Genomic DNA, 22820 nt, shown 5'->3' with positions numbered 1-22820 from the left:
GCATGGCCGCATCTCTCGTCGACGCCGAGCTGACCGTCGCGCGCCCGTACGCGCTCGAGTCCGAGGAGGTCGAACGAGGGCTTCGCACGGGAGAGAACGGTCTGAGCCGCACCGAGGCCGCCGAGCGGCTCGAGATCGCGGGACCGAACCTGCTGCCGGAGCCGAAGCGCAGCCCCGCGATCGTCCGCTTCCTCAGCCACTTCAACGACACGCTGATCTACATCCTGCTGGCCGCCGCCGTCATCAAGGCGGTCATGGGCGACTGGCTCGACTTCTGGGTCATCATGGCCGTCGCGATCATCAATGCCGTCATCGGCTACGTGCAGGAGGGTCGTGCCGAGAAGGCGCTCGCCGGCATCCGCGGCATGCTCTCCGCCGACGCGACCGTGCGCCGCGACGGATCGTGGACGACGATCGCGGCGCGCGATCTCGTCCCCGGCGACATCGTGCGCCTCATGCCCGGCGACAAGGTCCCCGCCGACCTCCGGCTCACCGCCGCGGTGCAGCTGCGGATCGACGAGGCCGCCCTCACCGGGGAGTCGGTTCCGGCGTCGAAGCAGACGAACGCCGTGCCGGAGGATGCCGGGGTCGGCGACCGCGCCTCGATGGCGTTCTCGGGGACCATCGTGTCGGCGGGACAGGGGCGCGGGGTCGTCACCGGCACCGGTGCACACACGGAGATCGGCAAGATCCAGGCGCTCGTGGGCGAGGCGGGAAGCCTCGCGACGCCGCTGACGAAGCAGCTCGACGCGTTCGGCAAGGTGCTGACCCTCGTCATCCTCGGGATGGCCGGCATCATGATGCTCATCGGGCGGTACCTCCACGACATGCCGTTCGCCGAGCTCATCTCGGCCACGATCGGTTTCGCCGTCGCGGCGATTCCCGAGGGGCTTCCCGCGCTCGTGACGATCACCCTCGCGATCGGCGTGCAGCAGATGGCCAAGCGCAAGGCCATCACCCGCAAGCTCCCTGCCGTCGAGGCTCTCGGCTCGGTCACGACGGTCTGCTCCGACAAGACGGGAACGCTCACCAAGAACGAGATGACCGTGCGCTCCATGGTCACCCCCCTGGCTCGGTACGAGGTCTCCGGGCTCGGGTACGACCCCGAGGGTGAGATCACTCCCGCGGGAGGGCGCGATCTCACAGCGCTCCTCGCTGTCGCCGACCTGTGCAACGACGCGCAGCTCGATCGGGTCACCGGGCCCGACGGCGGCGTGGGCTGGGCGCTGGTCGGTGAGCCCACGGAGGGGGCGCTGAAGGTCGTCGCGATGAAGGGCGGAGCGTCGGATGCCGACACGAAGCGCCTCGGCGTCGTGCCGTTCGACTCGGCCAACAAGTTCATGGCGACCCTCAACGAGGCGCCTGACGGATCCCGCGCGATCCTCGTGAAGGGCGCTCCCGACCGTCTGCTCGAGCGCTCGCTCACGCAGCGCGGCGAGGGCGGCTCGGAACCCCTCGACATCCCATTTTGGGAGGCCGCGATCGACGACCTCAGCGCGCAGGGGCTCCGCGTCCTCGCCGCGGCGCGGAAGCCCACGAAGGCGGACGACGTCCAGATGGACGACCTCGAGGACCTCGAGTTCCTCGGGCTCTGGGGCATCCTCGACCCGCCCCGCCCCGAGGCGATCGAGGCGATCGCCGACTGCCACGCCGCCGGCATCCGCGTGAAGATGATCACGGGGGATCACGCCGGGACCGCCGTCGCGATCAGCCAGGAGATGGGGATCATCGACGATCCCGAGCACGCCGCGGTGCTCACCGGCGCCGAACTCGAAGCACTCAGCCAAGATGAGCTCGCGAAGGTCGTGCAGGACGTCGACGTCTACGCGCGCACGAGCCCCGAGCACAAGATCCGCATCGTCCGCGCGCTGCAGTCGCACGACGAGGTCGTCGCCATGACCGGCGACGGCGTCAACGACGCGCCCGCACTCACGCGGGCCGACGTCGGCATCGCGATGGGCATCAAGGGCACCGAAGCGACGAAGGAGGCCGCCGAGATCGTCCTCGCCGACGACAACTTCGCGACGATCCGCAGCGCCATCCGTGAGGGGCGGCGCATCTACGACAACCTGCGGAAGTCGGTCGTGTTCCTCCTTCCGACCAACGGCGCGCAGTCGCTCGTGATCCTCATCGCCGTCGTCTTCGGGCTGACGCTGCCGCTCACGCCCGTCCAGGTGCTGTGGGTCAACATGGTGACGGCGGTCACCCTCTCGCTCGCCCTCGCGTACGAACCGGCCGAGAAGGGCATCATGTCGCGTCCGCCGCGAGGTGCGGGCGGGTCGATCATCTCCGGGCGCGAACTCGTCTTCGTGCTCCTCGTGTCTCTGCTGATCGGCGGGGCGACCCTTGCGGTCTTCGGGATCTCGCTCGCGAACGGCACCGACCTCGGCGTGGCACGCACCGAGGCGGTGCTGATGCTCGCGCTCGGGCAGCTCGCGTATCTGTTCAACTGCCGGTTCCTGATGCGGTCCAGCCTGACGCTCGACGTCTTCCGGGGCAACCCCGCGATCTGGTGGTCCGCGGGCGCGCTCGTCGTCCTGCAGGTGATCTACACCTACGTGCCGTTCATGAACGTGCTGTTCGGCTCGGAGCCGCTGGGGGTTCGCGAGTGGTTGATTCCCCTCGCGATGTCGGTCGGGATCTTCCTGGCGGTCGAGGTGCTGAAGGCGTTCCGGCGGCGCGGCGATGAGCACGCGAACGCGCGGCTCTATGCAAACGCATAGGCGCGACTGATCCTCCGCCCGCGCCGCGCCGTTAGCGTGGAAGCACGCCCCCGCCCCCGCGGACGGCACGACAGAAGGAGGACCGTCATGATCCGCACCACCGTCGCCCCCCGCCCGCGCGGCACCCGTCCCGTCCGGGTCGGCGTCGCCGCGGCATCCGTCGTCGGCATCGCCGCGCTCGCCGGTTGCGCTGCCGGCGACAGCGACGCCGCGGCCACGCCCGAAGAGTCCGCCGCCACCACGCCCTCCGTCGCGCCCAGTGCGTCGGCGACCGCGTCGGCGACCGGCTCCGCGAGCAGCGGAAGCACCTACGTCGACGGCACCTACACGGCCGACGGCTCGTACGCGACGCCCGAGTCGGTCGAGACCATCAGCGTCACCGTCACCCTCGAGGGCGACGTGATCACCGACGTCGAGGTCACCGGCGACCCGCAGAAGCGCGAGTCGGAGGAGTACCAGGGCCGCTTCATCGGCGGCATCAGTGACGTCGTCGTCGGAAAGGACATCGACGAGATCTCCGTCTCGCGCGTCGCCGGGTCCTCGCTCACGAGCGGCGGCTTCAACGACGCGATCGAGACGATCAAGGCCGAAGCGGCGGCGTGATGGCGGGCGCCCGCCCTGCCCCGGCCGCCGCGTCGCCGGCGGTCGCCACGCACGCCTTCGACGCGATCGGGACACGCTGGCGGATCGACACCGAGCGCCCGCTCGACGAGGCGATCGTCGCGCGCATCGACGACGTCGTCGAGCGGTTCGATCGGGAGTGGTCGCGATTCCGGGTCGATTCGGTGGTCTCGGACCTCGCCGACCGGGCGGCGATAGCGCCGGCGACGGTTCCCGCGCCCCGGGATGCCGCGGCGATGCTCGACCTCTACGCCGCGCTGTCCGAGGCGACGACCGGCGCCGTGAACCCGCTCGTCGGCGACGCGCTCGCCCGCCGCGGGTACGACCCGGCCTCCTCGCTCGTCGATTGCGGTGCGGAGCCCGCACCCGCCCGCTGGCGGGAGCTTCTCGGGTGGGACGGCGACCGACTGCGGCTCGCCGAGCCCGCGACGATCGACGTCGGCGCGCTCGGCAAGGGGCGTCTCGTCGACCTCGTCGGCGCGGTGCTCGCCGAGGCATCCCTCTCGCGCTTCACGGTCGACGCGAGCGGCGACCTGCTCCTCCGTGGCGGCGGTGCGGGCGGTGCGGTCGATCCGGGGGAGCGCATCGCGCTCGAGCACCCGTTCGACCCGTCGCGCGCGATCGGGGTCTGGACCCTCGCGGAGGGAGCGCTCTGCGCGTCGGCGGTCGGCCGGCGCGCCTGGCCCGGCGCCGACGGCGGCGGGCTGCACCACGTCCTCGACGCGCGCACGGGCGAGCCCGTACGGACGATCGCGGCGACCTGGGCGACGGCCCCCGACACCATGACCGCGGACGCGGCCGCCACGGCGCTGTTCTTCGCCGGCGGAGAGCGCTTTGCCGCGGCGCACGGTGTGGAGTGGGTGCGCATGGCGACCTCGGGCCGCGTCGAGTGGTCGCCCGGATGTGGGGCAGAGTTGTTCACGTGAACTCCTCCCTGACCGCCCTCTGGAATCGCGCGTTCGCCGTCGTTGGCCGTGTGTCGATGTACCGCCTCGTCGTCCTCGCGCTCGGCGCCCTCGGCCTCGTCGCGTTCGTCCTGTCGTTCTTCGGGGTGCTCGCCCCGACGCCGATCGAGCTGATCGTGTCGGCGGCCGTGCTGGCCGCCGCGTGCGCCGCGACGGATGCCGTCGCGCACCGCATCCTCGCGAAGGGCTGGCGCTGGGAGTCCTCGCTCATCACGACCCTCATCCTGCTGTTCATCCTGCGGCCGACGCTCGAACCTCTCGCCCTCGTCGGGCTCGTGATCGCGGGCGTCGTGGCGTCGGCATCCAAATACCTCCTCGCATGGCAGGGTCGGCACATCTTCAACCCGGCCGCGGTCGGTGCGGCGTTCCTCACGATCCTCAGCATCTGGCTTCCCGCGCTCGGCGCCTCGTCGTGGTGGGTCGGCACGCCCTTCCTCGCGGTGCCGGTGCTGCTCCTCGGCCTCGTCGTTCTCGTCCGCACCGAGAAGGTGCGCGTGATCGCCGTCTTCTTCGTGATCGCGGTGGCGGTCGCGTTCGTCCGCACCTCGGTGCAATACGACCAGGCCGGCCTCACCTTCGACGCCGGGACGGTCTTCTGGGCGCTGCTGTGGGCGTCGCCCTTCCTCTTCCTCGGCGCGTTCATGCTGTCGGAGCCGCTCACCCTGCCGCCGCGCCGCTGGCAGCAGTTCACGGTCGCCGCGGTCGTGGGCGTCCTCGCCGGGTGGCCGATCGACCTCGGTCCGATCACTCTCGGGCAGGAACGCGCGCTGCTCATCGGCAATCTCGTCGCCTTCGCGTTCACCGTGCGGACGGCGGTGCGCCTGACGTTCCTGCGCCGTGAGATCCTGACGCCGACCGTGCGCGAGCTCGTCTTCCGCGCCGAGGGGCGCTTCCGTTTCGCGGCGGGCCAATACCTCGAGCTCGAGGTGCCGCACCCGCACCCCGACGCGCGCGGCACGCGCCGCGAGTTCTCGATCGTCTCCGCGCCGGCGGAGCTGCCCGAGGTGCGCATCGCCCTGCGTGAAGGCTCGCAGTCGAGCTACAAGAAGGCGCTCGCCCTGATCGAGCCGGGGGAGCGCCTCGCCGTCACCGGCGTGTGGGGCGACTTCGTGCTGCCCGCGCGGCCGTCCGCGCCCGTCCTCATGGTCGCGGCGGGCATCGGCGTGACACCGTTCGTCTCGCAGCTGCGACAGATGCGCCTCACCGACGAGGACCGCGACGTGGTGTTCGTGTACGTCGCCTCGGATGCCGAGGAGCTCGCGTTCCGCGAGGATCTCGAAGCCGCCGGCATCCCGGTCATCGTCTTCACGCGCACCGAGCCGGCGGACCTTCCGCCGCACTGGCGCTGGGCGCGTGGCGTGCGGCTCGACGCCGACGGACTCCTCGAGGTCGTGCCCGACATCGGCAGCCGGCACGCGTACATCTCGGGCCCTCCCGGGCTCATCGCCGATCTTGCTCCCGCGCTCGAGAAGGCCCGCTCGATCACGACGGACGCCTTCTCGGGGTACTGACCAGGTGCCGGGTGTCTTCGTCGGCGCAGATCGTCCTCATCGGGCGTTGTGACGACGATTCGCGCCGACGAAACCCCGCGTGACCACGATTTGCGCCGACGATATCCCCTCAGATCGACCTGCCCTCAGGCGCCCGGGTCGGCGGGTTTGGCGGGCAGGCGCACCTCGAACGCCGTCTCACCCGGACGGCTGCGCACCGAGATCGTGCCGCGGTGCGCCGTGACGATCGCCTTCGCGATCGAGAGGCCGAGTCCCGTCCCTCCCGTCTGCCGCGCGCGCGAGAGATCGGCGCGCGAGAACCGCTCGAACAGCTCGTCGGCGATCGCGGGGTCGATCCCCGGGCCGTCGTCGACGACCCGGACGACCGCCTGATCGCCGGTCTGCGCCACGCTCGCCGTCACAGCGACCCCCGTCGGTGTGTGCACGCGCGCGTTCGTGAGCAGATTCGCGATCACCTGGTGCAGGCGCGTCGCGTCGCCCGCGACGACGACGGGTTCTTCGGGGACGTCGATGATCCACTCGTGGTCGGGACCGGCCGCCTGCGCGTCGGCGACGGCGTCGACGACGACGCGCGTGAGGTCGACGGCCCCGTAGACGAGCTCCTTGCCCTCGTCGAGTCGTGCGAGCAGCAGCAGGTCTTCGACGAGCGTCGTCATCCGCAGGGATGCCGCGTGGATCCGCTCGAGTCCCTGGCCGGACTGCTCGGCGCTCGCGACGAGCACGGCGGGGGAGGCTCCGGCATCCTGCGCCTGGGCCAACGCCCGGAGCGAGAGCTCCGAGTACCCGCGGATTGCGGCGAGCGGCGTGCGCAGCTCGTGGCTCGCGTCGGCGACGAAGGCGCGCATGCGCTCCTCGTTGCGCTGGCGCGCCGCGAGCGAGGTGTCGACGTGGTCGAGGAGGGAGTTCAGCGCCGCGCCCACCGCGCCGATCTCATCGGACGGGTCGGCGTCGGATGCCGGGACGCGCTCGGTGATCTGCACGTCGCCCGCGTCGAGCGGCTGCGCTGCGACGCGCGCGGCGGTGTCGGCGACGGAGTGCAGGGGCCTCAGCGAACGGCGGATGACGAGCGCGATGATCGCCGCGAGGATGAGGAGGCCGCCCGTCGTCACGAGGCCGACCGTCACGACGATCTGCGCGATGGTGGCGTTGACGGTGGAGACGGGGAGGCCTGCCGCGACGAGGTAGAGACCGCCGACCTGGCTCGTGTACATCCGATAGGTGCCGATGTCATCGAAGGTCACGTCCGCGTATCGATCACCGTCGAATGCGTTGGCCACGCGCGTGATCTCCTCATCCGTGAGCTGCACGACGCGGGTGTTGCCGTCCGCGAGATAGGCCCCGTCGATGCCGCTCGTCGACTGCACCACGAGCACGAGCCCGGGTGGAACCTTGCCCTCGGTCAGGGTCTGGGTCGCGGTCGCAGCGCCGGCGATCCCCCCGGGCTGACGCATGAGCTGCGACCCGGCGAGGCTCGTCGCCTCGCGGACGTTCGTGTCGAGCTGGGCGGAGAGGATCGTCCCGAGGATCGCCCCGGTCGCGAGGCCCACCGTCAGCAGGATAACCGCGACCGACGAGACGACGGTCACGATGAGGCGGGTCTGCAGACTCCAGCGCCGCACGGGGTGCGCCGGAGCGGTCACTGGGGCGCTTTGATCATGTAGCCGACGCCGCGCACCGTGTGGATGAGGGGCTCGCGCCCGGCGTCGATCTTCTTGCGGAGGTACGAGATGTAGAGCTCGACGACCGACGAGCGGCCGCCGAAGTCGTAGTTCCATACGCGGTCGAGGATCTGCGCCTTCGACACCACGCGGCGCTGGTTGCGCATGAGGTAGCGGAGGAGTTCGAACTCCGTCGCCGTCAGCTCGATCTCGGTGCCGTCGCGTTCGACTTCGTGGGAGTCCTCGTTGAGCGACAGGTCGCCGACGCGCAGGACCGGGTCCGACCCGCCCGCGGTCGCGGTGCCGGCGCGGCGCATGAGGCCCCGCAGACGCGCGACGACCTCTTCGAGGCTGAACGGCTTCGTGACGTAGTCGTCGCCGCCGGCGGTGAGTCCCGCGACGCGGTCGGCGACGGCATCCTTCGCCGTGAGGAAGAGCACGGGCACGTCGTTGCCCGACCGGCGCAGACGCTGCAGCACGGCCACGCCGTCGAGGTCGGGCATCATGACGTCGAGGACCATGGCGTCGGGGTCGAACTCGCGCGCGACGTTGAGGGCGTCGAAGCCCGAGCCTGCGGCGCGCACCTCCCAACCCTCCATCCGCAGCGCCATCGACAGCAGGTCGGTGAGCATCTGCTCGTCGTCGACGACGAGGACGCGGAGCGCCGATCCGTCGGGACGGCGGAGCGAGGGGGCGGCGGCGGGAGTGCTCATGCACTCATTGTGATGCGCCGACTGTGAGGTCTCTATGGCGCGAGCTATGCGCATCCTGTGAACCCGCCGCTCCCACCCGACCTCTCTTCTCCCGATACGGCATGCAGCGCGCGACGCGGGCGCCCGTCCGGCGCGCTGCATGCCGTTTCGCGGTGGGCCGGGATACAGGTGGCCAGGGATACATAGGGGGCGCTGAGGGATGCCTGGGCGCGCGCATCGGAGCGATTCGTACCGTCGTCTCGTCGGCGCCGGATGCGCCTGGAGGGGGGACCCATGTACGGGACGTATCTGAGGCGTGAGCTGTCGGGCCGGAAGAAGCAGACGGCGATCGTCGCGATCGGGCTCGCGATCGCGATCGCTCTCGTGATCATCGTGAACGCGCTTTCGGCGGGCGTGCGCGACGCGCAGAGCCAGGCGCTGTCGTCCGTCTACGGAGTGGGCACGGACCTCACGGTCACCGGCGCGGAGCAGCAGCCGGGCCAACGCTCCGGCGAGGGCGGGGGACCGGGCGGCCGCTTCGACTTCGGCGAGGACGGCGGAGAGACCTCTGCGGACGGCACGACCACGCTCAACCAATCGCGACTGACGACCGACTTCCGGCGCGGCACCCTCGATGCCGGCGTCGTCTCGCAGGTGTCATCGGTCGACGGGGTCGCGGCGGCGACGGGCGCCCTCAGCCTCACGAACATGACCTTCTCCGGAGAGCTGCCGCAGCGCCCGGACGCCCGCACCGATGCCGGAACGGATGCCGGAGCCGACGCCGGCACGGCGCCGGGTCAGGGTCAGACGGATCAGGGCCAGACGGGCCAGGACGGTCAGGGCGCAGCTCCCGGCGGCGGTTTCGGCGGCGGGTCGTTCGACGTCGACTCATTCACGGTGCTCGGGATCGACCCCGGCGCGTCCTCCGTCGGGCCGATGTCCTCGGTGTCGCTGAGCGGCGGGCGCGCGCTCACCGCCGACGACGAGGGAACGGACGTCGCCGTCCTCGACGCGACCTACGCGACGAGCGCGGGACTCGCAGTGGGCGACACGATCGATGTCGGCGGCACGAGCTTCGAGGTCGTCGGGATCGTCGCGTCCGCCTCGTCCGACGCCGACACCGCCGCGAACGTCTACATCCCGCTCGACGTGGCGCAGACGCTGTCGGGCGCGGGGGACGTCGTATCGACGATATACGTGCAGGCGTCCTCGAGCGGCGACATCGCCGCCGTGCAGGCGAGCCTCCAGGACGCGCTCCCGGATGCGACGGTCAGCTCGCAGTCAGAGCTCGCCGCGACCGTGTCGGGGTCGCTCTCCAGCGCGAGTGCCCTCATCACGAACCTCGGCACGTGGCTGTCGGTCATCGTCCTCGTCGTCGCCGTCGCACTCGCCGTCCTGCTCACGATCTCGGGGGTCACGCGGCGTACCCGCGAACTCGGCACGCTGAAGGCGATCGGCTGGTCGAACCGCCGCGTCGTCGGCCAGATCGCGGGCGAGTCGGTCGTGCAGGCGCTGATCGGTGGTATCGCCGGCATCCTGCTCGGCCTCATCGGTGTCGCGATCATCAACCTCGTCTCGCCGACGATCTCCGCATCGACCGCGACACCGTCCGGGCCCGGCCGAGGCGGCGCGGGGATGGGTCAGGGTGGCCCGGGCGGGATGCCGGGCGGCGGGTTCGGCGACCTCGCCTCCACGGCGTCGGACGTCGTGCTGCACGCGCCGCTGTCGCTCTGGATCGTCGTCGCGGCCCTCCTTCTCGCCGTCGCCGGAGGCCTCGTCGCGGGTGCGTTCGGCGCCTGGCGCGCGGCGAGACTCAGCCCCGCCGAGGCGCTCCGTGCCGTCGCGTGACCGCGCGCGCACCGGCATCCACCCCAACACGCCGATTCCCACACCCGAGGAGGACGATATGACGATCATCGACGAGAACACGACGGATGCCGCAGCGCACGCGGCCCAGCCCGCGTACCGCCTGCGCGGGGTCGGGAGGACCTACCGGCAGAAGGGACGGGAGGTGCGTGCGCTCGAGAACGTCGATCTCGAGATCGACGCCGGCGACTTCGTGACCATTCAAGGCCCGACGGGCGGCGGGAAGTCCACGCTCCTGCAACTGCTCGGCGCGCTCGACGTGCCGACGACGGGCCACGTCCTCATCGACGGGACCGACCTCGCCGACGCGTCGGCCGGAACCCTCGAGCGGGTGCGCGCGCACGACGTGGGGTTCGTGTTCCAGGCGTTCAACCTCATCCCGACCCTCACCGCCGCGGAGAACGTCGACATGGGGCTCGAACCCCTTGGGCTCGACCGGGAGGAGCGGCGCCGACGCGTCGCCGATGCCCTCGCGCGAGTCGACCTGACCGAGCGGGCCGACCACCGCCCCGGGGAGCTCTCGGGCGGCCAGCAGCAGCGCGTCGCCATCGCCCGCGCGATCGCGAAGCGTCCGCGCGTGCTCCTCGCCGACGAGCCGACCGGCAACCTCGACGAGCAGATGCGCGACGAGATCCTGGCGGTGCTCGAGGGGCTGAACGCCGAGGGACTCACGCTCGTCGTCGTGACGCACGACTCGGCCGTCGCGCGGCGCGCCCGCCGCCGCCTGCGCCTCGAGAAGGGCGTCGTGCGCGACATCACCCGCTGACCCCCGCCCCCACTGCGCCCGCCGTCTCGGGGATCCGGGCCGGAGCACGGGAGTGGGACCGGGCGGGACGGGAGTGCCGGGAATAGGGTGGCCACATGCCCCTGACCTCGTCTGGAACACAGCCGCACTGCGTCGTCTACGACGGCCACATCGCCTTGCCCGACGACCCCGCGACACTCCACGACCCCGCGGCGGCGCTCGCCGTCGCCCGGCGCCTGGGCGGCATGCTGTGGGTGTCGATGACGAGCCCCTCCGACGCGCAGGTGCACGATCTCGCGGCCGCGCTCGAGCTCGCGCCGCTCGGCGTCGCCTCGACGCTGCGCACCAACCAGCGTTCGAAGCTCGACCGGTTCGGCGACCACCTCTACGTCGTGCTGCAGCCCGCGCAGTACGACGACGCCGCCGAGACCGTCGAGTGCCACGAAGTCGACGTCATCGTCGGTGATGATGTCTTCGTCGCGAGCTCCTCGGACGGTGCTGTCGACATCGAGGCGCTGCGGGCGAAGGTCGAGGAGCATCCGGACAACCTCGATCGCGGCCCCTACGGCGTGCTCTGGGGCGCCTTCGAGTTCGTGACGCGCGGCTACCGCGGCGTGCTCGACGGCGTGGAGCACGACATCGACGAGATCGAAGAACAGCTCTTCGGCGATGACGAAGACGTCTCGCGTCGCATCTTCGCGCTGCAGCGCGAGGTGATCGACCTGGGCCACGCGACCGCGCCCCTCGAGGACATGCTCGACCGGCTGCAGCGCCTCGTCGACGACCGCACCGACGCCCCGTCGCCGCCCGCTTTCGCCGAGATCGCCGATCGCGCGCGCTACATCGACGCGCGCGTGTCGGCGTTCCGCTCGACGCTCGACAATGCGCTCACGGTGCACGCGACGATCCTCGACGGGCGCCGCAACGACGCGATGCAGCGCATGACCGAGCAGAGTATCGAGCAGAACGACCAGGTGAAGAAGATCTCCTCCTGGGCCGCGATCGGCTTCGCGCCGACGCTCGTCGCCGGCATCTACGGCATGAACTTCCGCTACATGCCCGAACTCGAGCAGACGTGGGGTTACCCGTTCGCGCTTGCGCTCATGGTCGCCGTGAGCGCGGCGCTTTACGTCGCGTTCAAGAAGAAGGACTGGCTCTAGCCCCGCCTCAGTGGGTGTCTTCGGCCTCGACCTCGGTGCGGTCGCCCGACCACAGCGTGTGGAAGGTTCCGGGCTTGTCGATGCGCTTGTAGGTGTGCGCGCCGAAGAAGTCGCGCTGCCCCTGGATGAGGGCGGCGGGCAGCCGGTCGGCACGCAGGCCGTCGTAGTACGCGAGCGACGACGAGAACGCGGGGGCGGGGATGCCGGAGAGTGCGGCGTGCACCACCGTGCGGCGCCACGCGCCCTGCGCGCGCTCGAGCGCCTCGACGAAGTACGGCGCTGTGAGGAGCACCGGCAGGTCGGGGGCGATCTCGTACGCGTCGGAGATGCGGTTCAGGAACTGTGCGCGGATGATGCAGCCCGCGCGCCAGATGCGGGCGACAGCGGCGAGGTCGATGTCCCAGCCGTACTGCGCGGCGCCGGCGCGGATCTCGTCGAAGCCCTGCGAGTAGGCGACGATCTTCGAGGCGAACAAAGCCAGGCGGACGTCCTCGATGAACCGGTCCTGCTCTTCGCCGGGCTGGTCGAACACGACCCGGCTGGGGTCGTCCCAGCCGGGGAGCTCGTGCGAGACGTCGCGCTGCTCGCGGTGGCTCGACAGCGACCGCGCGAAGGTCGCCTCGGCGATGCCGGAGACGGGGACGCCGAGGTCGAGCGCGGTCTGCACCGTCCAGGCGCCCGTGCCCTTCGCCCCGGCCTCATCGACGATGACGTCGACGAGGGGACGGCCCGTCGCGGCATCCACCTGGCGGAGCACCTCCGCCGTGATCTCGATGAGGTAGCTCTCCAGCTCGCCGGTGTTCCACGCGGCGAAGACGTCGGCGATCTCGGCGGGGCTCTTGCCGGTGCCGCGGCGGATCAGGTCGTACGCCTCGGCGATGAGCTGCATGTCGGCGTACTCGATGCCGTTGTGCACCATCTTGACGAAGTGACCGGCGCCGTCGTGGCCGATGTGCGTGACGCACGGCTCGCCGTCGGGGGCCACGGCGGCGATCGAGCGGAGGATCGGGCCGAGCGTGACCCACGCCTCGTCGGGACCGCCGGGCATGAGGGACGGGCCGTGCAGCGCGCCCTCCTCGCCGCCCGAGACGCCCATGCCGACGAAGTTGAAGCCCCGCTCGCGTACGAGCTTCTCGCGGCGGATCGTGTCGGTGAACAGCGAGTTGCCGCCGTCGATGATGATGTCTCCGGGCTCGAAGACCTCCATCAGCGCGTCGATGACGGCGTCGGTCGGGCCGCCCGCCTTCACCATGATGAGCGCCGTGCGCGGCCGCTGCAGCGACGCGGCGAACTCCTCGTACGAGTAGGCCGGCACGAAGCCCGCCTCGGGGTGCTCGGCGACGAGATCGTCGGTCTTCGACCGCGACCGGTTGTACACGGCGACCGTGTTGCCCTCGCGCGAGGCGAGGTTCCGGGCGAGGTTCGACCCCATCACCGCGAGGCCGACGACCCCGATGTTGGCGGTGGGAGAGGCCGGAACGGTGGTGGATGCCGGTGCGGTTTCGGACACGGAACACTCCTCGGAAAGCGGGCTGCGGGGTCTCTTCCAGCGTAGTCCGGTGTGCGGGGCGCGTCGCCCGATGTGACACATGAGCGGGTGGAAGGATGCCGGTATGCGGATCGTCGTGATGGGCCCGAGCGGCTCGGGGAAGTCGCTCGTGGGAGCCTCGGTCGCGGCGGCGCTCAAGGCTGAGTTCGTCGACGGCGACGATCTGCACCCGCGTGCGAATGTCCAGAAGATGGCGACGGGGCATCCGCTCGACGACGCCGACCGGATGCCGTGGCTCGATGCCGTGGCCGCGACCCTCCGTCGCCCGCGGATCGTGGTGGCGTGCTCGGCGCTGCGCCGAAGCTATCGAGACCGGATCCGCGCGCAGACGCCGGGCGCGTTCTTCGTCGAACTCGTCGTGCCCGAGGCGAGGCTCCGCACGCGGGTGTCGCGCCGCGACCACTTCATGCCGGCGTCGCTGCTGGACTCGCAGCTCGAGACCCTCGAGCCTCTTGCCTCCGACGAGCCGGGCGTGCGCGTCGCGAACGACTCCGACCTCGGCTCGGTCGTCACCCGTATCGCGGAGCTGATCCGTCGCGCGGGCTGAAGCCTCCGCCGACGGGCGGCGTCGGCGCTCAGTCCTTGCGGTAGCCCGAACGGCCCATCGACCACAGTGCGGCGAGGCATCCGACGCCCGCTCCGACGGTGAGCAGACCGACGAGCCACATCAGTGCATGCGACATCCAGCCGTAGTCCATGGTTCCTCCAGGTGTGGGTCGGGGAGTGGGATCGGGCGCCGCGGGCGGCGTCTTCATCGTAGCGGGGCCCCTGGTAGACTGAGGTCCGTACTTCGGCGAGGGATGCCTGTTTTCCGGCATCCGTGATCGACGCGGTGATGCCTTGCGGGGCGTTTCCTCACGCGCGTGCGTTCGAGTCGAGACCCAGAACCCCGGTCGTCCAGACCGCACACATCAGGGCGTCATCGCCCGCAAGGAGAAGAACATGAGCACCGAGACCGACACCAAGGTCGTCGCCGAGCGTCGCGAGAACTTCGGCAAGGGCTACGCGCGCCGCCTGCGCGCCGCGGGCAACATCCCCGCCGTCATCTACGGCCACGGCACCGAGCCCGTCCACGTGTCCCTGCCCGGCCACCAGGTGTCGCTGCTCATCCGCCGCGCCAACGCGGTGCTCGAGCTCTCCGTCGACGGCGCCGAGCAGCTCGCGCTCGTCAAGGACGTGCAGAAGGACCCGGTGCACCAGATCATCGAGCACATCGACCTGCTCGTCGTGAAGAAGGGCGAGAAGATCCAGGTCGACGTCCCCGTCGTCGTCGTGGGTGAGCCCTTCTCCGGCACGATCGCGAACCTCGACAGCGCGACCGTCGCGCTCGAGGTCGAGGCGACCCACATCCCGCAGAACGTCGAGGTCGACGTCGAGGGCCTCGAGGACGGCACGCACATCACGGCCGCCGAGCTGAAGCTCCCGAAGGGCGCCGCGCTGGTCACCGAGCCCGAGACCCTCATCGTCGCGATCTCGGTGCCCGCCGCCACGATCGCCGAGGCCGACGAGATCGAGGCCGCCGACGAAGCCGTGGCCGAGGAGCAGGCCGAGGAGTCCTCCGAAGAGGCCGCCGAGTAATCGACGCGCAGCATCCGCAGCCCGTCCCCGCCGATACTCTGTTTCCGCAGATCTCGGGGGAGGCGGGCTGCGATCGTCTGCGCGTGAGAGGACATCGAGAGGAAGCTGATGGCTGAGACGTGGCTGGTCGTGGGGCTCGGGAACCCGGGCACGCGATACGAGAACACGCGGCACAACGTCGGTCAGATGGTGATCGCCGAGCTCGCGGCGCGCCGCGGTGAGACCCTGCGCGCTCACAAGGCGAACGCGCGGGTCGCCGAGACGTGGCTGCGCCCCGGCGCGGCCAAGGTCGTCCTCGCGACCCCGAACTCCTTCATGAACGTCTCCGGCGGGCCGGTGTCGCAGCTCGCGCGCTTCTACGATGTGCCGCCGGAGCGGATCGTCCTCGTGCACGACGAGCTCGACATCCCGTTCGACACCCTGAAGCTCAAGACCGGCGGCGGACACGGCGGACACAACGGCATCCGTGACGTGGCGAAGGCGCTCGGCACACCCGACTTCCCGCGCGTGCGCGTCGGGATCGGCCGTCCGCCCGGTCGTCAGGACCCGGCCGACTGGGTGCTCGATCCGTTCTCGTCGGCGGAGCGCACGCAGCTGCCCCTCGTCGTGGGAGACGCGGCGGATGCCGTCGAGCAGCTCATCGACGAGGGCCTGCTCGCCGCGCAGCAGCGGCACCACGCGCCCCGCGCGTAGCGCGCCGCGCCCCGCGGTTTCGTCGGCGCAGATCGTCGTCGCCGCAGGTTTCGTCGGCGCAAATCGCGCTTCTGAGGCGCGGAAGCGACGATTCGCGCCGACGATTCGCGCCTTTCGTGCGCGGATTCCTGTGTGGGATGCCGGGGACTCAGGCCGTCGCGGCGTAGCCCAGAGCCATCGCGAGCACGAGGACGACGAAGAAGAGCGCGGGGCCGAGGATCGCGATGATCACCGCGCCGATGGCGGCGCCGCGCCCGCGACCCTGCACGAGCGCGATGATCCCCTGCACGAGCGCCCAGATGCCCGTGATGGTTCCGAGCCAGAACGCGACCTCGCCGAGCAGCACCCACCCGCGCACGCCGGAGAAGTAGGCGAGGTCGAGGGCGCCGTCGGGGCCGGAATTCTCGGCGGCCATGAGGAATGGCTCGCCGATGCGCGCGCCCGCGATCCCTGCGAGGATGACCGCGAGACCGATGCCGCCCGCCGCGATGAGCAGGGCGATCAGGCCGAGGCTCTTCGTCCGCGGCGCGCTCGTCGCCGGCGCGGCGGGTGCAGGGTGGGGCGTGGCCGGCCAGGGGCTGCCGTACGGGCCCAGGGCCGCCTGTGGGGCCTGCGCGTATGACCCGGTCGCCTGCGGGGCCTGCGAAACCTGCGGGGCCTGCGAAACCTGCGGGACCTGGGCGGTCTGTTGCCCGACGTAAGGACTCTGCGCGTAAGCACCCTGCGCGTAGGGTGCCTGCGCGTACGGGTTCGGCACCGGCGGGTTCGGCACCGGCGGGCTCGGCACCGGCGGCGGCGACGCGGGCGTGTGCTGGGGCGGGAGGTTCTCGCTCACGTGCTCATCCTAGGGACGGGGCGCCGCGGGCAGGGGCAGCTCGGGCCCGTGTCCCCAGCCCGCCTCGGGCCCGTGTCCCCAGGCCGCCGTAGACTCGTGCGGTGACAGTTTCCGGGATTCCGCGCGCCCTCACGCAGGCTCCGTCCGTTCGGGACGCGGTGGATTCGGCGCGCCACGACACCGACTTCTCGATGGTCGCGGGCCTCGACGCGCCGGTGCTGGCGGCACTTCTCGAGGCGCGGCAGGCGGCGGGAGCCCCGGCATCCCTTCTCGTGATCACGCCTACCGGGCGCCGCGCGGAGAGCATCGGCGCCGCGCTCGAGAGCCTCGTCTCCGACGCCCGGGTCGCGCACTTCCCGGCGTGGGAGACCCTGCCGCACGAGCGTCTGAGCCCGTCGACGGAGACCGTGGGCCGACGTCTCGAACTCCTGCGCTCTGCGGCGGAATGGAAAGGCGAGGCGCCGCTCATCGTGACGGCGTCGGTGCGCGGCGCGCTGCAGCCGATCGCCGCGGGGCTCACGGATGCCGGTGTGCTCGAACTCTCGCAGGGCGCGCGCGGCTACGACCTCGAATCGGTCGCCCGCCGCCTCGTCGACCTCGCGTACGTGCGCGTCGACATGGTGTCGCGGCGCGGCGAGTTCGCGGTGCGCGGCGGCATCCTCGACGTCTTCCCGTCGGTCGCCGACCACCCGTACCGCGTGGAGTTCTTCGGCGACGAGGTCGACCAGATCCGCGCCTTCTCGGTCGCCGATCAGCGCTCGCTGCCGGGGGATGTGCGTGAGGTGACGCTCCTGCCCAGCCGCGAGCTCCTCCTCACTCCGGGCGTCCGCGAACGCGCTGCCGCCCTGCACGACCGGTTCCCCGGACTGCGCGCGATGCTCGAGAAGATGAGCGAAGGCATCCCCGTCGAGGGCATGGAGTCGCTTCTTCCCGCCGTCGCCGATGCGATCGTGCCGCTCGTCGACTACCTACCGCGCGGCACCGCGGTCGCCCTCATCGACCCGGAGCGGTCCGTGACGCGCGCGATGACCCTCGGCGAGACGAACCGCGAGTTCCTCGAGGCCGCGTGGAACGCCGCGACCGCGGGCGCCGACACCCCGGTCGACCTCGATTCGGGCGATTTCCTCGCCCTGCCCGACCTGCAGGCGGCGACGCACGAACGGGGCGGCGTGTGGTGGTCGTTCAGCGGGTTCGATTCGGGTGAGGCGGATGCCGCGGCCGAAGGCCTCATCGACGCCGGAACGGCGGGCGAAGTCGTGCGCGTCGCGGCGCGGTCGGTGCCGTCGTTCCAGGGCAACGTCGAGGGTGCGACGGCGCACGTGGGCGACCTCGTCGGCGAGGGATGGCGCGTGGTCGTCGTTGCATCGGGCGCGGGACTCGTTGATCGCACGCGGGACGTGCTCGCCGAGCGCGGCATCGCGGCGCGCACCGCCGAGACCCTCGACGAGGTGCCCGACGCGGGCGTTGCGACCGCCGTCGTCGGCTCGCTGGAGAGCGGGTTCGAACTGCCCGATGCGCGGCTCGCGGTGCTCACCGAGGCCGAGTTCTACGGCCGGACGATCGGCGCCGACGGGCGAGTCGTCAAAAAGCTCGCCTCGCGCCGGCGGAACGTCGTCGACCCGCTGCAGCTGAAGGCGGGCGACATCGTCGTGCACTCGACGCACGGCATCGGCAAGTTCGTCGAGCTCGTCCAGCGCGAGGTGTCGTCAGGCGGGCGGAACGCGGTCAAGACGACGCGCGAGTACCTCGTGCTCGAATACGCGCCCTCCAAGCGCGGACACCCCGGCGACAAGCTGTTCGTCCCCACCGACCAGCTCGATCTCCTCAGCCGGTACGTCGGCGGCGACGCCCCCGCTCTCTCGAAGATGGGCGGCTCCGACTGGGCGGCGGCGAAGGGCAAGGCGCGCAAGGCCGTCCGCGACATCGCCGTCGAGCTCGTCAAGCTCTATTCGGCGCGCATGGCGGCGAAGGGCTACGCGTTCGGGCCCGACACCCCGTGGCAGCGCGAGCTCGAAGAGGCGTTCCCGTTCGCCGAGACCCCCGACCAGCTGCAGACGATCGACGAGATCAAGGCCGACATGGAGCGGCCCATCCCGATGGACCGGCTGCTGTCGGGTGACGTCGGTTTCGGCAAGACCGAAGTCGCCGTCCGCGCCGCGTTCAAGGCGATCCAGGACGGCAAGCAGGTCGCGATGCTCGTGCCGACGACGCTCCTCGTCAAGCAGCACCTCGAGACGTTCCAGGAGCGCTTCGCCGGCTTCCCCGTGAAGGTTCGGCCGCTCTCGCGGTTCCAGACCGACAAAGAGGCGCGCGACACGCTGAACGGCCTCACCGACGGCACCGTCGACATGGTCATCGGCACGCACCGCATCCTCACCGAGAAGGTCATCTTCAAGGACCTGGGGCTCATGATCATCGACGAGGAGCAGCGCTTCGGCGTCGAGCACAAGGATGCCTTGAAGAAGCTCAAGACGAACGTCGACATCCTCGCGATGAGCGCGACCCCGATCCCGCGGACGCTCGAGATGGCGGTCACCGGCATCCGGGAGATGTCGACCCTCGCCACGCCGCCCGAAGACCGGCATCCGATCCTCTCCTACGTGGGCCCCCGCAGCGACAAGCAGATCGCGGCCGCGATCCGCCGCGAGCTCCTGCGCGAGGGCCAGGTGTTCTACGTGCACAACCGGGTGCAGTCGATCCAGCGGGTCGCCGCCCAGCTCGCGGAGCTCGTGCCCGAGGCGCGCATCGCCGTCGCACACGGGCAGATGGGGGAGCACGCGCTCGAAGAGGTCGTCGACGGGTTCTGGGAGCGCCGCTTCGACGTGCTCGTCTCGACGACGATCATCGAGACCGGCCTCGACATCTCGAATGCGAACACGATCATCATCGACCGCGCCGACAAGTACGGGCTCTCGCAGCTCCATCAGCTGCGCGGGCGCGTCGGCCGCGGGCGTGAGCGGGCGTACGCCTACTTCCTGTACGACGAACTGAAGCCTCTGAGTGAGACAGCCGCCGACCGGCTCGAGACGATCGCCGTCAACAACGACCTCGGCAGCGGCATGCAGGTGGCGCTGAAGGACCTCGAGATCCGCGGTGCAGGCAACCTCCTCGGCGCCGAGCAGGCCGGACACATCGCCGGCGTCGGCTTCGACCTCTACCTCCGCATGATCGGCGAGGCCGTCGCGACCTTCCGCGGCGACGAGGTCGACGGCCCCGCCGAGCTGCGCCTCGAGCTCCCCGTCGACGCGCGGATCCCCGAGAGCTACATCGACAGCGAGCGCCTGCGGCTCGAGGCCTACCAGAAGCTGTCCGCGGCGGCATCCGTCGCCTCCCTCGCGCGGCAGGGCCGTGCGGAGGGCGGGGATGCCGAAGACGCGATCGACCTCGTCCGCGAGGAGCTCGAAGACCGGTACGGCCAGGCGCCGCCCGAGGTCCTGGGTCTTTTCGCCGTGGCACGACTGCGCCGCCGTGCCGCGCAGTCGCAGCTCACCGACGTCGTCGCGATGGGGCCGAACCTCCGCGTCGCGCCCGCTCCGGCATCCGATTCGCTGCGCGTACGTCTGCAGCGGCTGTATCCGAAGTCGAAGGTGCTCGCCGGCGGCGAAGCGATGATCGTGCCGTTGCCGACCTCCGGCGGCGAACCCGTCGCCGACGCCGACCTGATCGCCTGGGTCGCGCAGCTGCTCGACCAGCTCTTCCCGCTGCCCGAGCCCGCCGCCGAGGCCTGAGCCTGCCCGCCCCGCCCGCGCCGCCCAGCGCGTCCGGCCGCCGCGCCCGCGCCCGCGACCGCTCGCGCCGCCCAGCGCGTCCGCCCGCGCCGCCCGGCGCCCCCGCGCGCCCCGCCCGCGTCCGCCCGCGCCGCCCAGCCGCCCGTGCACCTCGCCACCTCTGCACCTCGCCACCTCCGCGAGACCGCGCGTTCTCGACGAGATCGCCGTTCGATGACGCGGGTTTCGTCGAGAACACACGGTCTCGGGGGATGCCGGGGAGTCAGACCGGGAACACGCGGTCTCGGGGGATGCCGGGGGCGTCAGACCGAGATCGCTCCGGTCGCGAGGAGGATGACGGCGGCGATCGCGCCGGTCAGGGCGAGCGCGAACACTGCCCACTCCCACGACGCGAACACGCGTCGCCCGGCGGCGCGGCGGGCGAGCGCGAACAGGGCTGTCCCGGGAACGAGGATGAGCATCGCGAGCAGGAGGTACTCGCCGCCCGCGGCATAGAGCAGGAACGCGGTGTACGCGGTTGCGAGCGCCGCCACGACCACCATCCCGATCGCCCGCCCCCGCCCGGCGCCCGTACCCGCGCTGCGGCGGTCGGCGAACGCGACCCGGAGTCCGAACCCCGCGGTGAGGAAGTACGGGATGAGCGCGAGCGCGCTCGTGAGGTTCAGGGCGACGTCGAACGCGTTGTTCGCGAAGAGGACGACGACCAGCAGCACCTGTACGAGCAGCGTCGACATGAGCAGGGCGCCGACCGGGACATCCTTGGCATTCGTCCGCGCGAACACCGCCGGGAGGTCGCCGTCGCGCGCGGCGACGAGCAGCACCTCGGCCGCCATGAGCGTCCAGGAGAGGTACGCGCCGAGTACCGCCACGATGAGTGACACACCGACGAACGCCGCGCCCCACGGGCCGACCACCGCGGCGAGGACTCCCGCCATCGACGGCTGGGCGAGGGCCGCGATGTCCTCGCGCGGCAGGATGCCGAAGGCCACGATCGTCACCGACACGAAGATCGCCAGCACGCTCAGGAACCCGAGCACAGTCGCCCGGTGACGAGGAGGGTTCCGCGCACCTGGTCGAAGAGGCGGATCGAGGCATCCCCCGACAGATTCGCGGCGAACACCGCCGGGTCGAAGGCGAACAGGCACAGGAAGACGAACGCGACGATCGGCAGGACCTTGGCGATGCTGACGATCCGGTTGACGGCCGCCGCTTAGCGGGTGCCGCGCCGGACGAGGACGAAGAACGTCCAGAGGCCCGCTGACGAGACGGCGACTGCAAGCGGCGTGTCGCCCGCCCCGAGTGCGGGCGCGAAGGCCGGGACCACCACTCCGAGGGTCGACATGATGAAGACCCAGTAGAAGACGTTGCCGGCGCACGCGCTCGCCCAATAGCCGAAGGCGGAGAGGAACCCCAGGTAGCGGCCGAATCCGGAGCGGGCGTAGGAGTAGACGCCCGCGTCGAGGTCGGGTCGGCTCGCGGCGAGGCGCTGGAAGACGAGCGCGAGCAGGAACATGCCCGCTCCGGCGACGGCCCACGCGATCAGCGACCCCGAGACGCCCGTCTCCGCCGCGAAGGTGCCCGGGAGCGAGAAGACGCCCGCGCCGATCATCGACCCCACGACGAAGGTCGACAGCGTCAGCATCGACACCGTTGTCCGGGTCGGTGTGGGGGAGGTCACTCTTCACCATACCCACGTCGCACTTACGCCGCCGGTATCACGGGTCGTACGCTGGCGTCAGACCGGCAGGAGGCCGTATGCAGTTCGAGCACCTCGGGGCCACGCCCCGCATCCACCCCGAGGCCGTCGTCGCGCCGACCGCCGTCGTCTCGGGAGACGTCGCGATCGGAGCCGGATGCCAGGTGCTCCACGGCGCCGTCATCACGAGTGAGGGCTCGCCCATCACGATCGGTGACAACACGATCGTGATGGAGAACGCGCTCATCCGCGCGAGCGCGGTCCACTCCGTCCACATCGGCGACCACGTGCTCGTCGGACCGATGGCGTCGGTCTCCGGCGCGACGATCGAGGACGAGGTGTATCTCGCCACGGGCAGTCGCATCGTGAACGGCGCGCACGTCGGCACCGGGAGCCTCGTGCGGATGGGCGCCGTCGTCCACGTCAAGACGACCCTCCCGCCCGGCACCGTCGTCCCGCTCGGCTGGGTCGCGATCGGCGACCCCGTGCAGATCCTTCCCGCCGCCGAGGCCGAGGCGATCTCGGCCGCTCGCGAGGAGCTCGACTTCCCGGGATTCGTCTTCGGTCTCGAGCGCTCCGCGCCCGACTACATGGTTCAGCTCACCGAGCGTTACGGCGCGGCGCTCGCCCGCCACGGGTCCGACCGGCAGGTCTGAACCGGCCGTCACCGAGGCAGGAGATCTCACCGAGGCAGGAGATCTCACCGAGACAGGCCGACCGGCAGGCATCCGGTCCTGTGTGGGTGAGATGTCCGGTGTTCGTGATGTGACATCCGGGAGGATGCCGCGGCCGGCGCGCCG

General features: G+C 71.1%; 18 protein-coding genes. 12 read left to right on the top strand and 6 right to left on the bottom strand.

Features of this window, described 5'->3' with window-relative positions:
* Positions 1 to 2: 2 nt before the first annotated feature.
* The 4 genes from ACRVYW_RS02920 to ACRVYW_RS02905 all read left to right on the top strand — a co-directional run bounded on the left by ACRVYW_RS02920 (position 3) and on the right by ACRVYW_RS02905 (position 5820).
* Complete coding sequence (locus tag ACRVYW_RS02920; RefSeq protein ID WP_431801495.1) at positions 3 to 2723, top strand: cation-translocating P-type ATPase; 2721 nt, start codon at positions 3 to 5, stop codon at positions 2721 to 2723.
* An 87-nt stretch (positions 2724 to 2810) separates the two neighbouring features.
* Complete coding sequence (locus ACRVYW_RS02915) at positions 2811 to 3326, top strand: hypothetical protein (protein ID WP_431801493.1); 516 nt, start codon at positions 2811 to 2813, stop codon at positions 3324 to 3326.
* Positions 3326 to 4270: an FAD:protein FMN transferase gene (locus tag ACRVYW_RS02910; protein ID WP_431801491.1), complete on the top strand. Its 945-nt coding sequence runs from the start codon at positions 3326 to 3328 to the stop codon at positions 4268 to 4270. Before ACRVYW_RS02915 ends, ACRVYW_RS02910 begins: the two co-directional genes overlap by 1 nt.
* Positions 4267 to 5820, top strand: coding sequence for an FAD-dependent oxidoreductase (locus tag ACRVYW_RS02905; RefSeq protein WP_431801489.1), 1554 nt, complete (start codon positions 4267 to 4269; stop codon positions 5818 to 5820). The genes ACRVYW_RS02910 and ACRVYW_RS02905 overlap by 4 nt, the downstream gene beginning before the upstream one ends.
* A gap of 125 nt (positions 5821 to 5945) precedes the next feature.
* Here the strand turns inward: ACRVYW_RS02905 and ACRVYW_RS02900 are convergent, their stop codons facing one another.
* Both ACRVYW_RS02900 and ACRVYW_RS02895 read right to left on the bottom strand, forming a co-directional pair.
* A complete protein-coding gene (locus tag ACRVYW_RS02900) occupies positions 5946 to 7460 on the bottom strand; it encodes a sensor histidine kinase (RefSeq protein ID WP_431801488.1) in 1515 nt (504 codons plus the stop codon).
* Entirely contained in the window at positions 7457 to 8191 is a 735-nt protein-coding gene (locus tag ACRVYW_RS02895; RefSeq protein ID WP_431801486.1) for a response regulator transcription factor, read from the bottom strand. Before ACRVYW_RS02895 ends, ACRVYW_RS02900 begins: the two co-directional genes overlap by 4 nt.
* A gap of 273 nt (positions 8192 to 8464) precedes the next feature.
* Between ACRVYW_RS02895 and ACRVYW_RS02890 the strand changes: the two genes are divergently transcribed.
* From ACRVYW_RS02890 to ACRVYW_RS02880, 3 genes are all read left to right on the top strand, one after another.
* Positions 8465 to 10018 (top strand): ABC transporter permease, encoded by a 1554-nt coding sequence (locus tag ACRVYW_RS02890; protein ID WP_431801484.1) that lies wholly within the window; start codon positions 8465 to 8467, stop codon positions 10016 to 10018.
* A 58-nt stretch (positions 10019 to 10076) separates the two neighbouring features.
* Positions 10077 to 10802, top strand: a complete 726-nt coding sequence (locus ACRVYW_RS02885) for an ABC transporter ATP-binding protein (RefSeq protein ID WP_431801764.1) — start codon at positions 10077 to 10079, stop codon at positions 10800 to 10802.
* A gap of 95 nt (positions 10803 to 10897) precedes the next feature.
* Positions 10898 to 11941, top strand: coding sequence for a magnesium and cobalt transport protein CorA (locus ACRVYW_RS02880; protein WP_431801482.1), 1044 nt, complete (start codon positions 10898 to 10900; stop codon positions 11939 to 11941).
* 7 nt (positions 11942 to 11948) lie between these two features.
* Here the strand turns inward: ACRVYW_RS02880 and gndA are convergent, their stop codons facing one another.
* A complete protein-coding gene (gndA, locus tag ACRVYW_RS02875; protein ID WP_431801763.1) occupies positions 11949 to 13373 on the bottom strand; it encodes an NADP-dependent phosphogluconate dehydrogenase in 1425 nt (474 codons plus the stop codon).
* 157 nt (positions 13374 to 13530) lie between these two features.
* On the opposite strand from gndA, the gene ACRVYW_RS02870 reads away from it, so the two are divergent.
* From ACRVYW_RS02870 to pth, 3 genes are all read left to right on the top strand, one after another.
* Entirely contained in the window at positions 13531 to 14037 is a 507-nt protein-coding gene (locus tag ACRVYW_RS02870) for a gluconokinase (RefSeq protein WP_431801480.1), read from the top strand.
* A 395-nt stretch (positions 14038 to 14432) separates the two neighbouring features.
* On the top strand, positions 14433 to 15068 hold the full coding sequence (locus ACRVYW_RS02865) for a 50S ribosomal protein L25/general stress protein Ctc (RefSeq protein ID WP_431801478.1): 636 nt from the start codon (positions 14433 to 14435) through the stop codon (positions 15066 to 15068).
* Positions 15069 to 15176: 108 nt separating this feature from the next.
* Positions 15177 to 15761 carry an aminoacyl-tRNA hydrolase gene (pth, locus tag ACRVYW_RS02860; RefSeq protein WP_431801476.1) on the top strand — a complete coding sequence of 195 codons (585 nt, stop codon included), beginning with the start codon at positions 15177 to 15179 and terminating at the stop codon, positions 15759 to 15761.
* Between the two features lie 148 nt (positions 15762 to 15909).
* Here pth and ACRVYW_RS02855 read toward each other — a convergent pair whose 3' ends face one another.
* Complete coding sequence (locus ACRVYW_RS02855; protein WP_431801474.1) at positions 15910 to 16596, bottom strand: hypothetical protein; 687 nt, start codon at positions 16594 to 16596, stop codon at positions 15910 to 15912.
* A 101-nt stretch (positions 16597 to 16697) separates the two neighbouring features.
* Between ACRVYW_RS02855 and mfd the strand changes: the two genes are divergently transcribed.
* Complete coding sequence (gene mfd / locus ACRVYW_RS02850; RefSeq protein WP_431801473.1) at positions 16698 to 20324, top strand: transcription-repair coupling factor; 3627 nt, start codon at positions 16698 to 16700, stop codon at positions 20322 to 20324.
* A gap of 302 nt (positions 20325 to 20626) precedes the next feature.
* Here the strand turns inward: mfd and ACRVYW_RS02845 are convergent, their stop codons facing one another.
* Together ACRVYW_RS02845 and ACRVYW_RS02840 are read right to left on the bottom strand one after the other, a co-directional pair.
* A complete protein-coding gene (locus tag ACRVYW_RS02845; RefSeq protein WP_431801471.1) occupies positions 20627 to 21343 on the bottom strand; it encodes an amino acid permease in 717 nt (238 codons plus the stop codon).
* A 191-nt stretch (positions 21344 to 21534) separates the two neighbouring features.
* Positions 21535 to 22002 carry an amino acid permease gene (locus ACRVYW_RS02840; RefSeq protein ID WP_431801469.1) on the bottom strand — a complete coding sequence of 156 codons (468 nt, stop codon included), beginning with the start codon at positions 22000 to 22002 and terminating at the stop codon, positions 21535 to 21537.
* Positions 22003 to 22079: 77 nt separating this feature from the next.
* Between ACRVYW_RS02840 and ACRVYW_RS02835 the strand changes: the two genes are divergently transcribed.
* Entirely contained in the window at positions 22080 to 22676 is a 597-nt protein-coding gene (locus ACRVYW_RS02835) for a gamma carbonic anhydrase family protein (protein WP_431801467.1), read from the top strand.
* The last annotated feature ends 144 nt before the right edge of the window (positions 22677 to 22820 follow it).

The sequence above is a fragment of the Microbacterium sp. bgisy203 genome (assembly GCF_965345155.1).
Lineage (GTDB): Bacteria > Actinomycetota > Actinomycetes > Actinomycetales > Microbacteriaceae > Microbacterium.
The sequence above is the reverse complement of the archived record's forward strand: the minus strand, read 5'-3'. Positions and strand labels throughout refer to the sequence as shown.

Excerpts from the sequence above, each read along its gene's own strand:
- ACRVYW_RS02915 (WP_431801493.1), top strand. The coding sequence starts at position 2,811 with ATGATCCGCACCACCGTCGCCCCCCGCCCGCGCGGCACCCGTCCCGTC.
- ACRVYW_RS02870 (WP_431801480.1), top strand. The coding sequence starts at position 13,531 with ATGAGCGGGTGGAAGGATGCCGGTATGCGGATCGTCGTGATGGGCCCG.
- ACRVYW_RS02885 (WP_431801764.1), top strand. The coding sequence starts at position 10,077 with ATGACGATCATCGACGAGAACACGACGGATGCCGCAGCGCACGCGGCC.
- ACRVYW_RS02865 (WP_431801478.1), top strand. The coding sequence starts at position 14,433 with ATGAGCACCGAGACCGACACCAAGGTCGTCGCCGAGCGTCGCGAGAAC.
- ACRVYW_RS02920 (WP_431801495.1), top strand. The coding sequence starts at position 3 with ATGGCCGCATCTCTCGTCGACGCCGAGCTGACCGTCGCGCGCCCGTAC.
- ACRVYW_RS02895 (WP_431801486.1), bottom strand. The coding sequence starts at position 8,191 with ATGAGCACTCCCGCCGCCGCCCCCTCGCTCCGCCGTCCCGACGGATCG.
- ACRVYW_RS02880 (WP_431801482.1), top strand. The coding sequence starts at position 10,898 with ATGCCCCTGACCTCGTCTGGAACACAGCCGCACTGCGTCGTCTACGAC.
- gndA (WP_431801763.1), bottom strand. The coding sequence starts at position 13,373 with ATGGGGTCGAACCTCGCCCGGAACCTCGCCTCGCGCGAGGGCAACACG.
- ACRVYW_RS02890 (WP_431801484.1), top strand. The coding sequence starts at position 8,465 with ATGTACGGGACGTATCTGAGGCGTGAGCTGTCGGGCCGGAAGAAGCAG.
- pth (WP_431801476.1), top strand. The coding sequence starts at position 15,177 with ATGGCTGAGACGTGGCTGGTCGTGGGGCTCGGGAACCCGGGCACGCGA.
- ACRVYW_RS02835 (WP_431801467.1), top strand. The coding sequence starts at position 22,080 with ATGCAGTTCGAGCACCTCGGGGCCACGCCCCGCATCCACCCCGAGGCC.
- ACRVYW_RS02910 (WP_431801491.1), top strand. The coding sequence starts at position 3,326 with ATGGCGGGCGCCCGCCCTGCCCCGGCCGCCGCGTCGCCGGCGGTCGCC.